Genomic DNA, 17,302 nt, shown 5'->3' with positions numbered 1-17,302 from the left:
GTCGCCCCGGCCCCGGGAAACGCCCCGGACTACGCCCCCAGGGCGTCCAGTTCGGCCAGGTCCTCGGGGCCGAGGCGGAGGGCGGCCGCCGCCACGTTCTCCTCCAGGTGCGCCGGAGAGGATGTGCCCGGAATGGGCAGCACCGCCGGGGAAGTGGCGAGCAGCCAGGCCAGGGTGATCTGCGCGGGGGTGGCGCCGTGCCGGGCGGCGACGGCCTCGACACTGCGGAGGTCGGGGGCCCCTGAGCCGCCGAAGGGGAAGTACGGCACGAAGGCGATGCCGTGCCGGGCGCAGAACTCCACCATGTCGGCGTCGGTGCGGGTCAGCGGACTGAACCGGTTCTGCACCGCGGCCACCGGGGCGATCGCCCGTGCCTCGGCGAGCTGCTGTGGCGAGGCGTCGCTGACGCCGAGGTGGCGGATCACGCCCTCCTCGCGCAGCGCCGCCAGGGTGGCGAAGCGGTCCTCGCCGGGTCCGTCGCTCCCCAGGAAGCGGAGGTAGACCAGGTCGAGGTGGTCGCGGCCCAGCTCGCGGAGGTTGCGGAGCACGGCCTCGCGCAGTTCGGCCGGGCCCGCCGGGGCCATCCAGCTGCCGTCAGGGAAGCGGCCGGGGCCGACCTTGGTGGCGATGACCAGGTCGTCGGGGTAGGGGTGCAGGGCGGTGCGGATGAGGTCGTTGGCCGCGATGTCCTCGAAGAAGTAGAAGGCCGCGGTGTCGAGGTGGTTCACGCCGAGTTCGGCCGCGCGCCGCAGGACGGCGACGCCTCGCGCGGGGTCGTGCGCGGGGCCGTCCCACTGGGACGCGGGGAGCCGCATCGCGCCGAAGCCCATGCGGTGGACGGGGAGTTCGCCTCCGATGAGGTAGTGGCCGGCTGCCGCGGCGCCGGTGCCGGGGCGTGGCGCGTCGTCATTCATCAGGTCATCCGTGGACGTCATGGGCCAGATCCTGCGACGCCCGTCCTCGGTACGCGAACGGGTGGCCAGTTGCTGCCACGTTGACCCCTTCCGTACGTCGTCGCAGACTGTCGGGATCATGCAGAGCAGCCCGCGTCCGCCGGAGGCGTCGAACACCGATCTGATCGTGTCCCTGCGCGGCGAGCGGGAGCTGGTGCGCAGAGCGGGGAGCCTGTTCAGCGGGGCGAGCGAGGAGTTCCTGTGCGCGGCGGCGGACCTGGTGACGTTCTCGCGGGGGGTGAACGCCGCGTTCGCCGGGGGCCGGCGGCCGCGGCCGGCCCCGGGCGGCCTGGTGATGCGCAAGCTGTACACCCCTCGGGCGCTCGCGGACGCCGAGTCGAAGGCGCGGCTCGTCAGGATCGCGGAGTCGGGGGCGCAGGTGCGGATCTCCGCGGCGCCGCTCGTGCACGAGGCGATCGTCATCGACCGGCGCGTGGCGATTCTCGCCGGGGCGCCGGTGCGGGGCACCCGTACGTACACGGTGATCCGCTCGCCCGACGCCGTCGAAGGGGTCAGGTCACTGGTGTACGCGGCCTGGGAGACCGCCGCCGATCTGGCCGAGTACCGGCGGACGCGGCCTCCCGCGCTCGACGAGGAGGCCCGCCGGGTCCTGCGGGCGCTGAGCGCGGGGCATACCGACGAGACGACGGCGCGGGAGCTCGGCATGTCGCTGCGGACGTACCGCAGACGCGTCGCGGATCTCATGGCGGCGCTCGGCGCGACGTCACGCTTCCAAGCGGGTTTGCGCGCCGGTGAGTTGGATTTCGGCGGCCGGGGTGGGGCAGGCAACTGACGCGGACGGGACACCGTCTAGATTGATGCTTGATCGTCGAACTACCTGACGTAGGTTCCCAGGAGGCTCTCGTGTCAGACAACGACCCCCAGCTCGGCTCCGCCGCCGACGTCCGTGCGCGCATCGACACCAGCAAGCCGCACTCCGCACGCTTCTGGAACTACTTCGTGGGCGGCAAGGACAACTACGAGAAGGACCGCGAACTCGGCGACCACATCAAGGAGATCTTCCCCGGCCTGGTCGACGTGGCCCGCACCAGCCGCCTCTTCCTCGGCCGCGCGGTGCGCCACCTGGCCACGGAGCGGGGCGTGCGGCAGTTCCTGGACATCGGCACGGGCCTGCCCACGGCGGACAACACGCATGAGGTCGCCCAGCGCGCGGCCCCGGACTCCCGCATCGTCTACGTCGACAACGACCCCCTGGTACTCGCTCACGCCCGGGCCCTGCTGACCAGCACCCCCGAGGGCGAGACGGCGTACATCGACGCGAACCTCTACGAGCCGGAGGTGATCCTGCGGGAGGCCGCGAAGACGCTCGACCTCACGCAGCCGGTGGCGCTGATCATCCTGAACACCCTCGGCCACGTCGCGGACCACAAGGAGGCGCGCGACCTGGTCTCCCGCCTCATGGCCGGTCTGCCGTCCGGCAGTTACCTGGTGATCAGCGACTCCACGGCCACCAGCGAGGGCATGATCGCGGCGTCGAACGAGTACAACAAGAGCGGCGCGATCCCGTACCACGTACGCGCCGTCGACGAGATCGCCGCCTTCTTCGAGTGCCTCGAACTGGTGGAGCCGGGCGTCGCGCAGGTCACGCGCTGGCGCCCCGAGACGGAGGACCAGACGGCGGTCGACGCGTACGGCGCGGTGGCCCGCAAGCCGTGACCGCGCCACCCGCGCGGCGCCCCTGCCCCCCCCGGGCGCACGTGACATGCGTCAAACAGTGCGCCCGGCGCGTAACTCATTCAGGCGACGCCTGACAGCATTCCCGAGCGGATGGAGCCGGAGACACGGCCGACTGGAAGCAGATCAGCGGTGGCCTGACGCGGATCGCGGCGGGTTCACGGACGAACGTGTGGGGCGTCAACTCCGCGGGCAACATCCACCGCTACACCGGCGACCTGCCCGGCTGACCCGCGCGGTTCCGCTACCGGCCCGCCGTCGGCAAGGGCAGGTGAGCCCAGACCGTCTTGCCGACCTGCCGCGCCAGCACGCCCCACTGGTCGGCCAGCGCCGCCACGATCACGAGCCCCCGGCCCGACTCCCCGTCGGCGTCCGGGGGTTCCAGCGTCTCCGGGGGCATGAGTTCCGTTCTCGTGTCGGTCACCTCGATACGGAGCGTGTCCGCGCCGAGCACCAGGCGGACCTCGAAGTCACGGCCCGGCACACGGCCGTGCGTAGCCGCGTTCGCCGCCAGTTCGGCCACGATCGCCTCCGCGGCGTCGGAGAGTTCACTGTCGTACGCGATACCCCAGTCGTCCAGGTGATACCTGGCCAGCCTGCGTGCGAGGCGTGCGCCGCGAGGCGTGGCGCTGAGGCGTTGCGTGAATTCCCGCGTCGCGGCGGCGGGTTGCGCTTGGGTGAGCATGGCGTCCACGGTGACCCATCCTGGCGCCATACACCAGCCCCCAAACTCGTACGCTGAGTAAGCGTACGAGTACGAAGGGTAGACATTCGGGGTAACGGTGCGTAACCATTGAGGCGTTGGCGGGGACGGATGCACGAGCGCCGGGGGTTACTCATGATGTCGTCAAGCAGCAAAGAGCCCGAGGCGTCGGACGGTCTGAAGACCTTCGGCGCCGTCCTGAAGAGCTTCCGCAAACGCGCGGGGCAGACCCAGGAGGAGCTGGCCCCCGAGGTCGGCTGCTCCTCGCACTTCCTGTCGTCCGTCGAACAGGGAAGGCGTTTCCCTCCACCCGGATTCGTCGACCGCTGCGAGGCCGCGCTCGACGCGTTCGGCACGCTGCGGCTCGCGGCGAACCAGCTGTCCCGCAAGCCGGGGCTTGCGACGTGGTTCCGGCAGTGGGCCGATATGGAGAAGGAGGCGATCGCTCTCTACACGTACGAATGTCGGTTGATCCCGGGGCTGTTGCAGACCCCGGCGTACGCCCGCACGCTTTTCGTCAATCAACTGCCGCCGTTCAGCGACGAGCAGATCGAGGAGAAGCTGGCGGCCCGCATGGAGCGACAACGCCTGCTGACGGAGCGGCCGAACACGGCGTACAGCTTCATCCTGGAGGAACACCTGTTCCTGCGCCACGTGGGTGGGCATGACGTCACCATGGAACTCATCGACCATGTACTGGCACTCGCCGAGCGCAGGAACATCGAGGTGCAGATCATGCCGGTAGCTCGGCAGACCCATGCCGGTCTCGATGGCCCCATGCAATTGCTGGAGACCCCTGAGAACAAGTGGTTTGCCTACGGCGAGGGGCAGGAAAGCGGCCAGTTGATTTCCGACCCGAAAGTGGTCAGCACGCTCCAGATGCGGTATGCCAAGATGCGCTCCCAGGCTCTCTCGTTCGAAGACTCGATGAGCCTGCTGAAGCGGATGCGAGGAGCATGATGGGCACCCCCGAACTGGCCTGGTTCAAAAGCAGCTACAGCAGCGGCGGCTCCGGTGACTGCGTCGAAGTCGCCCTCACTTGGCGCAAGTCCAGCTACAGCAGCGGCTCCGGCGACGACTGCGTAGAGATCGCCCCCTGCCCCACCACCATCCACGTGCGCGACTCCAAGAACCCAGAAGGGCCCCAGCTCGCCCTGGAGCCCCGCGCATGGGCCCGCTTCGTGCGTCACGCGTCCCGCGGCTGACGCTGGGCCTCGACCAGTTCCCTGGCCTCCTCGTCCGTCGCCACCGACGGCGGGGAGCCCTCCAGCGGCTTGCGGGCCGTCTCCTTCATCGCGGCGACGGCGACGATACCGGCCAGGCCCGCGAGCATCGTGTAGAACGCGGGCATCAGGTCATTGCCGGTCGCGCCGATCAGCGCGGCGACGACCAGCGGTGTCGTACCGCCGAAGAGCGAGACCGAGATGTTGAAGCCGATGGAGAGCGAGCCGTAGCGCACGTCCGTGGGGAAGAGGGCCGGCAGTGACGAGGACATGGCGCCCAGGTAGCAGACCAGGGTGAGGCCGAGGATCAGCAGGCCGGTGAAGACGGACACCGTGCCGCCCTGCTTGATCAGCAGGAACGCCGGGAGCGCGAGGACGAAGAAGCCGACCGAACCGGCCATCAGGACCGGCTTGCGGCCGACGCGGTCGGAGAGGCGGCCCACCGAGTTGATGAGCGCCATAAGGATCAGCATGACGACGACGATGGACATCAGGCCGCCGGTCTCGCCGAAGCCGAGCTGCGTCAGGTACGTCGGCATGTACGAGAGCAACATGTAGTCGGTGACGTTGAACGCGGCGACCAGCGCGATGCAGAGCAGCATTGCCCGCCACTGGCCGACGAAGGACTCCCTGAGGGACTTCTTCTGGCGTTCGGCGGCGGGTCCTTCACCCTCCTCCATCTTCTGGAAGGCGGGCGACTCGTCGAGCTTCAGCCGCAGGTAGAGGCCGATGAGGCCGAGCGGGGCCGCGGCCAGGAACGGGACGCGCCAGCCCCAGGACTGCATGGCGTCGTCGCTGAGCAGCGCGGTCAGGGTGGTGACGAGGACGGCGGCGACCGTGTAGCCGATCAGGGTGCCGAACTCCAGGAAGGAGCCCCAGAAGCCGCGGCGCTTGTCGGGGGCGTACTCCGCGATGAAGGTCGCCGCGCCGCCGTACTCGCCGCCCGTGGAGAAGCCCTGCACCATGCGGCAGAGGACCAGGAGGACCGGCGCCCAGACGCCGATCGAGGCGTAGCTCGGTATCAGGCCGATCGCGAGGGTCGCGGTCGACATCATGATCATGGTGAGCGCGAGGATCTTCTTGCGGCCGACACGGTCGCCGAGCGGGCCGAAGAACATGCCGCCGATGGGGCGCACCAGGAAGGCCGCGGCGAAGGTCGCGAGGGAGGAGAGGGTCTGCGCGGTGTCGTTGCCGGACGGGAAGAACTCCTTGCCGATGATCACGGCGAGGTAGGCGTAGACGCCGAAGTCGTACCACTCCATGGCGTTGCCCAGGGCGGTCGCCTTCACCGCCCGCTTGACCTGGGCCTCCTCGGTGACGGTGATGTCCGACTGGCGCAGGCGGGGGTGCTTGCGGCGGTGGATCGCGCGGAAGAGCGCGCGGTGGCGGGCGACGGCTTCCGGAGCGGGCGGTGCGGGTGTTTCTGGTGTTTCGGGCGCGCTCACGGTGCAGTCAGTCACTTTCTCGTTCAGGACCGGCCGGTATCGGTCAGAGCTGTTCTGTATCGGTCGGTATCGGTTGGTATCGATCAGTTGTCGTGATCGTTCGCCTGCCCTGTCGGCGTCGATCAACACCCCCGGCCGTGCGACTGTCCCGTCAGCGCGCGTGCAGCTGCCGCGTCGGCACGATCTGCTCGGCTGTCTGGCAGGGGCGCGGGGGTGAGAGTCGGGGGCGCGCGGGGGAAGAGTCACTGCGGTACGCCCTCGCCCGCCCGCGCCCCCCTTCGACCGACGGAGCCCCCCATGCCTCTCCCCCGCCGTACGTTCCTCACCGGCCTCGCCGGCACCGCGGGCGTCGCCGCCGTCGCCTGCTCCGGCGCCCCGGCGGACGGCGCCCCCACGGACGGCACCACGGATGGCGCCCTTACAGACCGCGCCACCGCGGACGGTGCGCCCGGCTCGCGCCGCTCCGCCGCGTCCGAGGCGGCGCGGCGGCTCCTGCCCCGCCACTGGGACCAGCTCACCTTCCGGACGGCCCGGCCCGAGCGGGGCGCCGGGGACTTCTTCCGGGTCGACGGGCGGCCCGGTCACATCACCGTCACCGGGACCACGCCGGCGGTCCAACTCACCGGGATTCGGCACTACTTGAAGCACACCGCGCACGCCAACATCACCTGGGCCGGCAGCCAGACCGACCTGCCCGACCGCCTCCCCGCCCCCGCCGAGCCCCTCACCGCCCGCGCCAACGCCCCGCACCGCTTCGTCCTCAACGACACCAACGACGGCTACACGGGCGCGTACCACGACTGGGACTACTGGGAGCACGAGCTCGACGTGCTGGCCCTGCACGGCTACAACGAAGTCCTCGTCTACATCGGCGCGGACGCCGTGTACCACCGGGTGTTCCAGGAATTCGGCTACGGGGACGAGGAGTTGAGAAGCTGGGTGCCGGGCCCCGCCCACCAGCCGTGGTGGCTCCTGCAGAACATGTCGTCGTTCCCGCACCCCGTCTCCCGACAGCTCATCGACGCCCGCGCCCGCCTCGGACGCCGCATCTGCGACCGGCTGCGCGAACTGGGCATGACACCGGTCCTGCCGGGCTACTTCGGGACCGTGCCGCCCGGCTTCGCGGCCAGGAACCCGGGCGCGCGGACCGTCCCGCAGGGCGACTGGGTGGGCTTCGCGCGCCCCGACTGGCTGGATCCGCGCACCGGCCACTTCGCCCGGGTGGCCGCCGCGTTCTACCGCGTCCAGGACGAGCTGTCCGGACCGTCCACGATGTACAAGATGGACCTGCTCCACGAGGGCGGAAAGCCGGGTGACGTGCCCGTGGCCGACGCGGCCAAGGGTGTCGAGAAGGCCCTGCGGACCGCGCACCCCGGCGCCGTCTGGGTGATCCTCGGCTGGCAGCGCAACCCGCCGAAGGCGCTCACCGACGCCGTCGACAAGAAGCGCATGCTCGTCGTCGACGGCATCTCCGACCGCTTCCCGAACATCACCGACCGGGAAGCCGACTGGGGCGCCACGCCGTACACCTTCGGCTCCATCTGGAACTTCGGCGGCCACACCGCGCTCGGGGCCAACACCCCCGACTGGGCAGCCCTGTACGAGAAGTGGCGCACCAAGGAGGGCAGTACGCTCAGCGGCATCTCCCTCATGCCGGAGGCGGCCGACAACAACCCCGCCGCCTTCGAGCTCTTCTCCGAACTGGCCTGGAGAACCGGCGACCTGGACCTCGAAGCCTGGTTCGCCGACTGGTCGACGTCACGGTACGGCGCCGCCGACCCGCACGCCGCCGCCGCGTGGGACACACTGCGCCGCACCGCCTACGGCACGACGCGCGCCGACCGGTGGGCCGAGGGAGCCGACGGCCTCTTCGGCGCGCGCCCCGACCTGGCGGCGAAGTCGGCGGCATCCTGGTCACCGCGGAAGATGCGCTACGAGCCCGCCGACTTCGAACCCGCGCTCGGCGAACTCCTCGCGGTCCGCCGCGGCCTGCGGCACTCCTCCGCGTACCGCCGCGACCTGCTCGACGTCGCCCGGCAAGCCCTCTCCAACCGCAGCCGTGTCCTGCTGCCGCGCGTCAAGGAGGCGTACGACGCGGGGGACGCGGCCCGCTTCGAGCGGCTCACCCGGGTCTGGCTGGAGCTGATGGACCTGCTCGACCGGCTCGTGGCGACGGACTCCCGCCACCTCCTCGGCCGCTGGGTCGCCGACGCGCGGGCGTGGGGGGCCGACGAGCGCGAACGGGACCGCCTCGCGTACGACCAGCTGTCGTTGCTGACGGTGTGGGGGCCACGGTCCGGCGCGGACGCCGGGCTGCGCGACTACGCCAACCGCGAGTGGGCCGGGCTCGTCGGCGGCCTCTACCGGCTGCGCTGGGAGCGGTACTTCAAGGAGCTGCGGGACGCGCTCGCGGCGGGCCGTACGCCCCGGAAGATCGACTGGTTCGCCGTCGAGGACCAGTGGATCCGTGATCCGGGACGTCTGGCGACGCGGCCGACCGGTGACACGTACGACATCGCGGAGCGGGTGCACGCCCGGCTGACCGCCACCCGCAGGGACTAGGCCACGAGGACCGGGCCAGGAGCCGGCCTGCGTCCGGGTCATCAGCAGGTGGCCTCGGCGGAACCGCTCCCCCTCCTGCGGCTCGCGCAGCATCCGGCCGACCTCGGTGAAGCCCGGTGGTGCGAGGAGAGTTCCGAGGAACGGTTCGGGGAGAGCTTCGAGGAGGGTTCCGAGGAAAGTTCGGTGGCGGGCCCCTCGGGACGGCCCGGTGAGAGGCCCGCCAGGGACGCGGCTCAGCGCCGCGGGCACTCCTTCCACGCCATGTGGTAGACGGTGCTGATGTCGCCGTCCGTGGAGTCCATCGTCATGAAGCTGGCCTTCGCGGGGTCCGAGGTGCCCGCGTCGACGCGCAGCTCGGTGTTGATGTTGAAGTTGCGCCGCTCGCCGCAGGGCGCCCAGACGAGCTGCGCCCAGTCCGTGGAGTCCGTGGCCTGCCAATTGTCGTTGTAGGCGCCCTTGAACTCATGGGTCTTCGCGGCCGTGCTCGGGGAGCCCTGGAAGTAGTACGAGGCCTTCTCGATGCCCTTGGCACCCGGCTGGAGCGAGGCGTAGCCGCGGTAGTCCACGCTCGCGATGGCGTAGGTGAAGCCCTGCGGGACGTGCACGACGAGATTGAGCTGGCAGTTCTTGCGGAACGCGGTGGGGTCCGCGCCGCCGCCGGCCTGGGCGAGGTAGTCGCTGTAGGTGACCGTGAAGGCGGTGTTGTCCCCGGAGACGGCCACGGCGGCGGTCCCGAGGGGGCAGCCCGAGCCGTTCACCGTGGCGACCTCGATCACGATCTTGTCCGGAGGCGGTTCCAGGATCCCCGCCGGGTCGTGCGCGGGGAGCGTCGAGCCGAACAGCGCCGCGACGGCGCCGGACAGCAGCAGTGCACCAGCCATGGTTCTCCGTTCCATTGCGAGGGAGGGGAGTGCCGGAGAAGAGGAGAAGTGCCGTGATGCGTGAGCGAGGGGGAGCGTACGGACCAGGAGGTTCCGCGGCCAGGTCGATGTCCGGCCATTCACCGGCACCGCACTCATCGCGTCTTGACGGGTATACGCCACACCAAAACTCTGGTAGGAAACCTTCCTAACAGTACGCGGAACGACGAACTCCCCCTCCTGGAGGCCCTCGTGCAGACCCCCCACTCCTCGCACACCCGCCCGCGACCCCTCACCTCCCGCCGCACCCTGCTCGCCTTCATCGGCGCCTCGGTCGTGGCCGGCCCGGTCATCGCCTCGCAGATGACCTCCGCCACCGCGGCTCCTCTGCGGGCCGGCGGGCTCGACGATCCGGCGAAGAAGGAGATCGCCATGAAGCTCGTGTGCAGCGCCGAGAACTCCAGCCTCAACTGGAAGAACTACTACCGCTACATCGAGGACATCGACGACGGCCGCGGCTACACCGCGGGCATCATCGGCTTCTGTTCCGGTACCGGCGACATGCTGGACCTCGTCGAGCTCTACACCCAGCGCAAGCCGGGCAACGTCCTCGCCAAGTACCTGCCCGCGCTGCGCGAGGTCGACGGCACGGACTCGCACGAGGGGCTCGACCCGACCTTCACGAGGGACTGGGAGAAGGCCGCCGAGGACCCGGCGTTCCAGAAGGCGCAGAACGACGAGCGCGACCGCGTCTACTTCAACCCGGCGGTCAAGCAGGGCAAGGCGGACGGCGTCGGCGTGCTCGGCCAGTTCTGCTACTACGACGCGATCGTCATGCACGGTGACGGCAGCGACTCCACCAGCTTCCGCAACATCCGCAAGCGCGCGCTGCGTTCGGCGAAGACGCCCGCGCAGGGCGGTGACGAGGTGACGTACCTGAACGCCTTCCTGGACGCGCGCGTCTGGGCGATGAAGCAGGAGGCGGCCCACGAGGACACGAGCCGCGTCGACACGGCGCAGCGCGTGTTCCTGAAGAAGCGGAACCTCAACTTGGACACGCCGCTGGAGTGGAAGGTGTACGGCGACCCGTACCGCATCGGCTGACGGGCCCCTTCGGTCCGGTGCCGTCGCGCGGGGCCCTTCGGTCCCGCGCGACCGCGTGCTCCCACGCGCCTCTTGCCTCCGGTGGGCGGGGATGGGTACGGTCCCGGCCAACTCCCCGTCTACGCGCGTCCACACGCGTGGACGCGCACCGAGATGAGAGATCCATGTTCCTTCGCATGACCGTGCTGACCGCCGCCACCGCCGCACTCGTCACGGCGGGCGCCGCCACCGCCCCCGCCGTGGCCCCCGCCGCCGACGGCGGCTGGCGACAGGTGGGCGCCGACATCACCTCCGGCGTCAGCGGCCTGGCGTTCACCTCCCGTACGCACGGCGCCACGCACGCGCTGGTCGTACGCGACAACAAGAAGCCCGGCCAGAACCGCGTCGCCGCGCTCACCTACCGGCCGGGCGGTTCCGCCGCCGTCGAGCCGCTGACCTGGGCGGGCGGCAGCGAGCCCATCGACCTGGAGGCCATCGAGGCGGTGCCGGGCGCCCCCGGCGAGTACGTGGCCCTCGCCAGCCGCGGCCTCGTGTACCACCTCAAGGCGACCGGCACCCGGGTCGAGGTCCTGGACACCTCCCCGCTCCCGGCGATCGCCGACGGCGACGACTACGAGAGCTTCGCGCTGACCTCGAAACACGGCAAAATGGCCGCCGTCTGGGCCGACCGGGGCGCGGGCAAGGACCGCCCCTCGACGCTGCGCGCCGCCCCCTTCACCTTCGACAAGCACGGCAACGCCGACTTCGGCCCGGTCACCACCGCCACCCGCTACCGCGCGCCCTACCCGGCCGGACCGGTCCGGCACGCCTCGGACATCTCGGTCACGGCATCGGGCCGCCTCCTGATCGGCTCGGCGTCGGACCCGGGCGACGACGGGCCGTTCGACTCGGCAGTCAGCGACGCGGGCACGGTCTCCGTCACCCGCGCCGGCAAGGTTCGCCTGAGCGTCAGCAAGTCCCCTGCCCTGCTGCGGAAGTTCGATGGGCGCAAGATCGAGGCCGTGGAGTGCGTACCGAACTCCCGCACCGCCCTCCTCGGCACGGACGACGAGAACACGGGCGGCGCGGTCGGCTCCGCGAAGCTGTGCGGAAGCCGCTAGCTCACTTACCTCCGGGTGAGCACGCACTAATTAGTGCGTACTTGTGAGGCGTGACGGGCTGTTCAAGGGTGAAGAGGTTCCCCTTCACCCACCCGTACAGGAGCATCCATGAGCAGCAAGCCGGCCGTCAGCGTCATCGGGCTCGGCGAGATGGGGCAGGCGCTGGCCGGGGCCCTGCTCGCCGCCGGGCATCCCACCACCGTCTGGAACCGCAGCACGGAGAAGGGCGACGCGCTCGTGGCGCGCGGGGCGGTGCGGGCCGGGTCGGTCCAGGAGGCCGTCCTGGCCGCGCCGTTGGTCATCGCCTGCCTGCTGGACCACGACACCACGCACACCGTCCTGGAGCCCGCCGCCGAAGCCCTGCGCGGGCGCACGCTGGTCAACCTCGCCAACGGCACGCCGGACCAGGCCCGCCGCGCCGAGTCCTGGGCGGAAGGGCTCGGCGCGGAGTATCTGGACGGCGGGATCATGGCCATCCCCTCGACCGTCGCCACCTCGCAGGCGTTCGTCCTCTACAGCGGCCGGGAGCGGCACTTCACGGCGCACCGGGAGACGTTGGAGGCGCTGGGCGGGGCCGTGTACCTGGGCACCGACGCGGGGATCGCCTCGCTGTACGACCTGGCGCTGCTCAGCGCGATGGACATGATGTTCCACGGCTTCTTCCACGCGGTCGCCCTGGCCACCTCGCACAAGGAGGGCAGCGCGGGCGGGGTCACCGAGCTGCTCGTGCCGTGGCTGAGCAGCATGCTCCAGATGCTGCCCTCGCTCGCGGCCGACGTGGACGCCGACCGGGAGTCGGGTGCCGCTCCCGGCTTCGCGCAGGGCCTCGATGTCGTGCTCGCCGGTGCCCACAACATGGCGCGGGCGGCGCGGGACGCGGGGGTGCGGGCCGACTACTTCGAGCGGTCGGGCGGCGACCTGGAGGAGCAGATCGCGCAGGGGCTCACGCTCTTCACGGCGCCCGAGGCGGTGCGGCGGCTCAGGGTGAACGGGTGACGGCCGTGGGGGCCGGGTCCGCGGAGGCCGTCACGGGAGCCGTCACGGGGTCCGGACCCGGCTTCGTACCCAGGTGGTTGAAGACCAGGTTCAGCGCCACGGCCAGCAGGCAGCCCGTGGAGATGCCGGAGCCGAGGACGATCTGGGCCCAGGCGGGGAACGCGTCGTAGAAGCCGTCCGAGAGGGCGGGGGCGAGACCCGCGCCGAGGGTGACGACGACGATCAGGGCGTTGTCGCCACGGTGCAGGTCCGCCTGGAGCAGCGTCTGGATGCCGCTGACCGCGATGGAGCCGAAGAGAAAGAGGCTGACGGCGGCCAGGACCGGCATCGGGACGACGGAGATGAGCGCCGCCGCGGCCGGGCTGAGGCCGATCAGGACGAGGATGGCGCCGCTGAGCGCGACGACGAAGCGGCTGCGCACCTTGGAGATCACGACCAGGCCGATGTTCTGCGCGAACGCGCTGGCGTGGAAGGCGTTGAAGAGAGGGCTGAGCGCCGAGCCGAGTGCGTCGGCACGCAGGCCGCGGGCGATGGTCTTCTCGTCGACGTCCCGTTCGACGATCCTGCCGAGGGCGATCATGTCGGCGGTGGACTCGGTGAGGATCACCAGCATGACGACGCACATCGAGATGATCGCGGGGAGGCTGAACTGCGGGGCGCCGAAGTGCAGCGGGGACGGGATGCCGACGGCGTCCGCGCCGTCGAGCCTCGAGAAGTCGGCGAGGCCCATCGGTATCGCGAGCAGCGTGCCGAAGACCATCGCGAAGAGCATGCTGACCTGCTTGAGGAAGCCGCGCGTGAAGCGCTGGAGCAGGAGCATGACGAGGACCGTGGCGCCCGCGAGGCCGATGCTCTTCGGCTCCGGGGTGCCGGTCGCCGAGTCGTCCACGATCCAGTCGTACGCGACCGGGATGAGGGAGACGCCGATGAGCGTGATGACCGAGCCGGTCACCACCGGCGGGAAGAAGCGCACGAGCCGCGAGAAGTACGAACTGACCAGGAATCCGAAGACACTTGAGACGATGATCGCCCCGAAGACGACCGGCATGCCCGCCTCGACGCCGCCCTGCGTGGCGATGATCGTCAGCATCACGCCGACGCCCGCGAACGAGACGCCGTTGACGAAGGGCAGCTTCGAGCCGATGAAGGTGCCGATGCCGAGCGTCTGAAGGAGGGTCGCGATGCCCGCCATCAGCAGGCTGCCGCCCATGAGTACGGCCGTGTCCCCTGGCGACATCTTCGCCGCGACGGCCACCACGAGCGGGACGGAGACCGCGCCGGCGTACATGGAGGCGACGTGCTGGAGGCTCGCGACGAGCATGCGGCCCGGCGGCAGAATCTCGTCGACGGGGTGGACCTCGGGGCCTGCCGCCCGCGCGTCGGGGGCCTTCACTTCAGAACTCATGGGTGGCGCTTCTTCCGTTGCGTGACGCCGGAAGTCGGCCCCGTGCCGTGGGAGTTCATGAGACACGGGCGGGGCCGACCGGACCCGACTGGAAAGTAACTTCCGCCATACGGTGGCGGCGCCACGACGGTACGTCAGTGCACCCCGGCCGCGGAAGACCCCGTCGGCGAGGAGTGCGTGCGCGTCTGCGCGATCTCCCCGCCCGGCTCCATCGGCGCCGTCACCTCGTCGTCCTCGCGGCCCTTGCCGATGTGGTTGAAGACGAGGTTCAGGAGTACGGCGGCCACACAGCCCGTCGAGATGCCCGAGTCGAGGATGATCTTCGCGGTCTCCGGGAACGCGTGGTAGAACTCCGGCGCCGCGATCGGGATCAGGCCGACGGCCAGCGAGACGGCCACGATCAGGACGTTGTTGTCGCGCTCCAGATTCGCCTTGACCAGCGTCTGGATGCCGCTCGCCGCGACCGAGCCGAAGAGGACGACGCCCGCGCCGCCGAGCACCGGGCGCGGCACGACCGCGATCAGCGAGGCCGCCATCGGGCACAGGCCCATCAGGACGAGGAAGCCGCCGCCCGCCGCGACCACGTACCGGCTGCGGATCTTCGTCATCGCGACCAGGCCGATGTTCTGCGCGAAGGCGCTGCACATGAAGCCGTTGAAGAGCGGGCTGACCGCCGAGCCGAGACAGTCGGCGCGCAGGCCCGCCGCGATGGTCTTCTCGTCCGCCGGACGGTCCACGATCTCGCCGAGGGCGAGCATGTCGGCCGTCGACTCCGTCATCGAGACGACCATGACGACGCAGAGCGAGACGATCGCCGCGGCCGCGAACTGCGGGGCGCCGAAGTGGAAGGGCGTCGGGAAGCCGACGATGTCCGCCTCGCCGACCGGGCTGAAGTCGGTGACGCCGAACGGGATCGCGACGAGCGTGCCGACGACCAGGCCGAGCAGAACCGCGATCTGCTTGACGAAGCCGGTGGTGAAGCGGCGCAGCAGCAGCACGATGACGAGCGTGATGCCCGCGAGGGCGAGGTTCTTGGTCGAGCCGTAGTCGTCGGCGCCCGGCACCGGTCCCTGCGCCCAGCCGAAGGCGACCGGCATCAGCGAGATGCCGATGAGGGTGATGACCGTACCGGTGACCACGGGTGGGAAGAAGCGCACCATCTTGGAGAAGAACGGCGCCGCGATGAAGCCGAGCACACCGGCGACGATGACCGCGCCGAAGATGATGGGGAGCGCGTCGTCCTTGTCCTTGGTGGAGTCGACGACGGCGAGCATGGGCGCGACACCGGCGAAGGTGACGCCGTTGACGAAGGGGAGGCGGGCGCCGATCTTCCAGATGCCGAGGGTCTGGAGGAAGGTCGCGAGCCCCGCGGTGAACAGACACGCGCCGGTCAGGAAGGTGAGTTCCTTCGCGGAGAGGCCGACGGCGGCGCCGACGATGAGCGGCGGGGCGACGACGCCCGCGTACATGGCGGCCACGTGCTGAAGACCTGTCGTCGCCATCTTCAGGGGCGGGAGCTTCTCGTCGACCGGATGCACGGCCGGGGGTATGGCGGCTTCGCCGTCGCCCTCGGACGCCTCTGGGGTGGTGCCTTGCTTGGTGAACCTGGGCTGAGTGGCCACGGTGGCTCCTCCGGTTGTTTTCCAGCCCCGGCTGGGCGCCGGCACTTTTCGCTTCTGGGAGGTGGGGGGTGGTGCGTGGTGCAAGGACTTGCTCGGTATTCGGTTGTGGTGGTGCGCCCAGGTAGTACTGACCGCCCCGGGAACGTGAAGCTTTGGGCCACGTTCCGGGGCGGCACTTGAGCAGCCCGCTCGGCTGCTCAAGTCCGGTCGAGGGCCGTCCCCCCCGACCGGAGTTCTTGGGTTCAGCTCTCGGCGGCGATCCGCGCGAGACGCTGCGCCTGCTCCCGCGTGGAGCGGGCGATGACGTCCTCGTCGGCGTGCAGCAGGCGGCCGTTCTCGACGACCGGCCTGCCGTTGACGAGGGAGAGGGTGACCGGGGCCGCCGCGCCGAAGACGATGGCGGTCACCGGGTCGGCGATCGAGGCGTGCCCGATGCCGTCGGTCTTCCACAGGACGAGGTCGGCGAGCTTGCCGGCCTCCAGGGAGCCGATCTGCGTGGCCCGGCCGAGGACCTGGGCTCCGCCGTACGTGCCGAGCCGCAGCGCCTGGCGGGCGTTGAGCGCGGCTTCCTTGTGGGCGCCGAGGCGGTTGATCAGCAGGGCGTTGCGCAGCTCGGTGTGGAGTTCGCCGGACTCGTTGGAGGCGGTGCCGTCGACGCCGAGGCCGACGGGGACGCCCGCCTTCAGCATGTCGGGGACGCGGGCGATGCCGGCCGCGAGGCGCGCGTTGGAGGAGGGGCAGTGCGCGACTCCCGTGCCGGTACGGGCGAACGCGGCGATGTCGGAGTCGTTCATGTGGACGCAGTGCGCCATCCACACGTCCTCACCGAGCCAGCCAGTCGACTCGAAGTAGTCGGTGGGGCCCATGCCGAACAGCTCGTGGCAGAACTTCTCCTCCTCGACCGTCTCGCTGCCGTGCGTGTGCAGCCGCACCCCGAGGCGGCGCGCCAACTCGGCGCCCTGCCTCATGAGTTCGGTCGACACCGAGAACGGCGAGCAGGGGGCCACCGCCACCTGCGTCATCGCGTCGAAGGAGGCGTCGTGGTGCTTCTTGACGGTCTCCTCGGTCGCGGCGAGCGCGCCCTCCAGGGTCTCCACGGCGAAGTCCGGCGGCAGGCCGCCGTCCTTCTCGCTGCGGTCCATGGAGCCGCGGGCCAGGGTGAAGCGCACGCCCATCTCGGAGGCGGCGCGGATGATCGACCCGGAGAGGTCGCCGGAGCCCCGCGGGAAGACGTAGTGGTGGTCCATGGCGGTGGTGACGCCGCCGCGGACCATCATGCCGAGGGAGCCCTGCGCGGCCGCGTACGTCATCTGCTCGTCGATGCGCGCCCACGTCGGGTACAGCGCGGTGAGCCAGTTGAAGAGGTTGTGGTCGGTGGCCAGGCCCCGGGTGATCCACTGGTAGAAGTGGTGGTGGGTGTTGACCAGGCCGGGCGTGACGAGGTGGCCGGTGCCGTCGACGCGGCGTACGACGTTCTCCAGGCCCTCCGGGGCCTTGCCCGCGCCGATGGACTCGATCCTGTTCCCCGCGACGACGACGTGACCCGAGGCGTACTCGGTGTCCTGGGCGTCCACGGTTGCGATCGCGGCGTTCTCGATGACGATGCGGTCTGCCGAAGGTGCCATGGTGCTTCC

Annotated in this window: 16 protein-coding genes and 1 pseudogene; 9 read left to right on the top strand and 8 right to left on the bottom strand. The window is 70.5% G+C overall.

Annotation, left to right across the window (positions count from 1 at the left end; translation table 11 throughout):
- Positions 1–29: 29 nt before the first annotated feature.
- On the bottom strand, positions 30–914 hold the full coding sequence (locus tag ACF062_RS09535; protein ID WP_392137694.1) for an aldo/keto reductase: 885 nt from the start codon (positions 912–914) through the stop codon (positions 30–32).
- Between the two features lie 118 nt (positions 915–1,032).
- Between ACF062_RS09535 and ACF062_RS09530 the strand changes: the two genes are divergently transcribed.
- From ACF062_RS09530 to ACF062_RS09520, 3 genes are all read left to right on the top strand, one after another.
- Positions 1,033–1,746: a DNA-binding response regulator gene (locus ACF062_RS09530; RefSeq protein ID WP_392137186.1), complete on the top strand. Its 714-nt coding sequence runs from the start codon at positions 1,033–1,035 to the stop codon at positions 1,744–1,746.
- A 71-nt stretch (positions 1,747–1,817) separates the two neighbouring features.
- Positions 1,818–2,630, top strand: coding sequence for an SAM-dependent methyltransferase (locus ACF062_RS09525; protein ID WP_392137185.1), 813 nt, complete (start codon positions 1,818–1,820; stop codon positions 2,628–2,630).
- A gap of 143 nt (positions 2,631–2,773) precedes the next feature.
- Positions 2,774–2,878 (top strand): hypothetical protein, encoded by a 105-nt coding sequence (locus ACF062_RS09520; RefSeq protein WP_392137693.1) that lies wholly within the window; start codon positions 2,774–2,776, stop codon positions 2,876–2,878.
- Positions 2,879–2,892: 14 nt separating this feature from the next.
- Here the strand turns inward: ACF062_RS09520 and ACF062_RS09515 are convergent, their stop codons facing one another.
- Complete coding sequence (locus ACF062_RS09515) at positions 2,893–3,333, bottom strand: ATP-binding protein (protein WP_392137184.1); 441 nt, start codon at positions 3,331–3,333, stop codon at positions 2,893–2,895.
- A 153-nt stretch (positions 3,334–3,486) separates the two neighbouring features.
- Between ACF062_RS09515 and ACF062_RS09510 the strand changes: the two genes are divergently transcribed.
- Both ACF062_RS09510 and ACF062_RS09505 read left to right on the top strand, forming a co-directional pair.
- Positions 3,487–4,311, top strand: coding sequence for a helix-turn-helix domain-containing protein (locus ACF062_RS09510; RefSeq protein WP_392137183.1), 825 nt, complete (start codon positions 3,487–3,489; stop codon positions 4,309–4,311).
- A complete protein-coding gene (locus ACF062_RS09505; RefSeq protein ID WP_392137692.1) occupies positions 4,311–4,556 on the top strand; it encodes a DUF397 domain-containing protein in 246 nt (81 codons plus the stop codon). The genes ACF062_RS09510 and ACF062_RS09505 overlap by 1 nt, the downstream gene beginning before the upstream one ends.
- On the opposite strand, the gene proP is transcribed toward ACF062_RS09505, so the two are convergent.
- Positions 4,538–6,019: a glycine betaine/L-proline transporter ProP gene (gene proP, locus ACF062_RS09500; protein ID WP_392137182.1), complete on the bottom strand. Its 1,482-nt coding sequence runs from the start codon at positions 6,017–6,019 to the stop codon at positions 4,538–4,540. The two genes, ACF062_RS09505 and proP, sit on opposite strands and share 19 nt — an antisense overlap.
- Positions 6,020–6,316: 297 nt before the next feature.
- On the opposite strand from proP, the gene ACF062_RS09495 reads away from it, so the two are divergent.
- Positions 6,317–8,581 carry an alpha-N-acetylglucosaminidase gene (locus ACF062_RS09495; RefSeq protein ID WP_392137181.1) on the top strand — a complete coding sequence of 755 codons (2,265 nt, stop codon included), beginning with the start codon at positions 6,317–6,319 and terminating at the stop codon, positions 8,579–8,581.
- A gap of 39 nt (positions 8,582–8,620) precedes the next feature.
- Here ACF062_RS09495 and ACF062_RS09490 read toward each other — a convergent pair.
- Both ACF062_RS09490 and ACF062_RS09485 read right to left on the bottom strand, forming a co-directional pair.
- Positions 8,621–8,704: pseudogene (locus tag ACF062_RS09490) on the bottom strand (SAM-dependent methyltransferase); the annotation flags it as partial.
- Between the two features lie 110 nt (positions 8,705–8,814).
- Entirely contained in the window at positions 8,815–9,462 is a 648-nt protein-coding gene (locus ACF062_RS09485; RefSeq protein WP_320589514.1) for a DUF4360 domain-containing protein, read from the bottom strand.
- Positions 9,463–9,693: 231 nt separating this feature from the next.
- On the opposite strand from ACF062_RS09485, the gene ACF062_RS09480 reads away from it, so the two are divergent.
- The 3 genes from ACF062_RS09480 to ACF062_RS09470 all read left to right on the top strand — a co-directional run bounded on the left by ACF062_RS09480 (position 9,694) and on the right by ACF062_RS09470 (position 12,641).
- A complete protein-coding gene (locus ACF062_RS09480; protein ID WP_392137180.1) occupies positions 9,694–10,545 on the top strand; it encodes a chitosanase in 852 nt (283 codons plus the stop codon).
- A gap of 176 nt (positions 10,546–10,721) precedes the next feature.
- Complete coding sequence (locus ACF062_RS09475) at positions 10,722–11,645, top strand: hypothetical protein (RefSeq protein WP_392137179.1); 924 nt, start codon at positions 10,722–10,724, stop codon at positions 11,643–11,645.
- A 108-nt stretch (positions 11,646–11,753) separates the two neighbouring features.
- Positions 11,754–12,641, top strand: coding sequence for an NAD(P)-binding domain-containing protein (locus ACF062_RS09470; protein WP_392137178.1), 888 nt, complete (start codon positions 11,754–11,756; stop codon positions 12,639–12,641).
- On the opposite strand, the gene ACF062_RS09465 is transcribed toward ACF062_RS09470, so the two are convergent.
- The 3 genes from ACF062_RS09465 to ACF062_RS09455 all read right to left on the bottom strand — a co-directional run bounded on the left by ACF062_RS09465 (position 12,625) and on the right by ACF062_RS09455 (position 17,293).
- Positions 12,625–14,046: a nucleobase:cation symporter-2 family protein gene (locus ACF062_RS09465; RefSeq protein WP_392137177.1), complete on the bottom strand. Its 1,422-nt coding sequence runs from the start codon at positions 14,044–14,046 to the stop codon at positions 12,625–12,627. The two genes, ACF062_RS09470 and ACF062_RS09465, sit on opposite strands and share 17 nt — an antisense overlap.
- Before the next feature lie 134 nt (positions 14,047–14,180).
- Complete coding sequence (locus tag ACF062_RS09460) at positions 14,181–15,548, bottom strand: nucleobase:cation symporter-2 family protein (protein ID WP_392137691.1); 1,368 nt, start codon at positions 15,546–15,548, stop codon at positions 14,181–14,183.
- Positions 15,549–15,910: 362 nt separating this feature from the next.
- Positions 15,911–17,293, bottom strand: a complete 1,383-nt coding sequence (locus tag ACF062_RS09455) for an 8-oxoguanine deaminase (RefSeq protein WP_392137176.1) — start codon at positions 17,291–17,293, stop codon at positions 15,911–15,913.
- Positions 17,294–17,302 lie beyond the last annotated feature (9 nt).

Source organism: Streptomyces sp. NPDC015345 (assembly GCF_043078805.1).
GTDB lineage: Bacteria > Actinomycetota > Actinomycetes > Streptomycetales > Streptomycetaceae > Streptomyces.
The sequence above is the reverse complement of the archived record's forward strand: the minus strand, read 5'-3'. Positions and strand labels throughout refer to the sequence as shown.

Bases quoted from the DNA above. Each gene is read 5' to 3' on its own strand.
- ACF062_RS09460 (WP_392137691.1), bottom strand. From the start codon at position 15,548: ATGGCGACGACAGGTCTTCAGCACGTGGCCGCCATGTACGCGGGCGTC.
- ACF062_RS09495 (WP_392137181.1), top strand. From the start codon at position 6,317: ATGCCTCTCCCCCGCCGTACGTTCCTCACCGGCCTCGCCGGCACCGCG.
- ACF062_RS09505 (WP_392137692.1), top strand. From the start codon at position 4,311: ATGGGCACCCCCGAACTGGCCTGGTTCAAAAGCAGCTACAGCAGCGGC.
- ACF062_RS09510 (WP_392137183.1), top strand. From the start codon at position 3,487: ATGATGTCGTCAAGCAGCAAAGAGCCCGAGGCGTCGGACGGTCTGAAG.
- ACF062_RS09465 (WP_392137177.1), bottom strand. From the start codon at position 14,046: ATGAGTTCTGAAGTGAAGGCCCCCGACGCGCGGGCGGCAGGCCCCGAG.
- ACF062_RS09535 (WP_392137694.1), bottom strand. From the start codon at position 914: ATGAATGACGACGCGCCACGCCCCGGCACCGGCGCCGCGGCAGCCGGC.
- ACF062_RS09530 (WP_392137186.1), top strand. From the start codon at position 1,033: ATGCAGAGCAGCCCGCGTCCGCCGGAGGCGTCGAACACCGATCTGATC.
- ACF062_RS09485 (WP_320589514.1), bottom strand. From the start codon at position 9,462: ATGGCTGGTGCACTGCTGCTGTCCGGCGCCGTCGCGGCGCTGTTCGGC.
- ACF062_RS09455 (WP_392137176.1), bottom strand. From the start codon at position 17,293: ATGGCACCTTCGGCAGACCGCATCGTCATCGAGAACGCCGCGATCGCA.
- ACF062_RS09470 (WP_392137178.1), top strand. From the start codon at position 11,754: ATGAGCAGCAAGCCGGCCGTCAGCGTCATCGGGCTCGGCGAGATGGGG.
- ACF062_RS09515 (WP_392137184.1), bottom strand. From the start codon at position 3,333: ATGCTCACCCAAGCGCAACCCGCCGCCGCGACGCGGGAATTCACGCAA.
- ACF062_RS09475 (WP_392137179.1), top strand. From the start codon at position 10,722: ATGACCGTGCTGACCGCCGCCACCGCCGCACTCGTCACGGCGGGCGCC.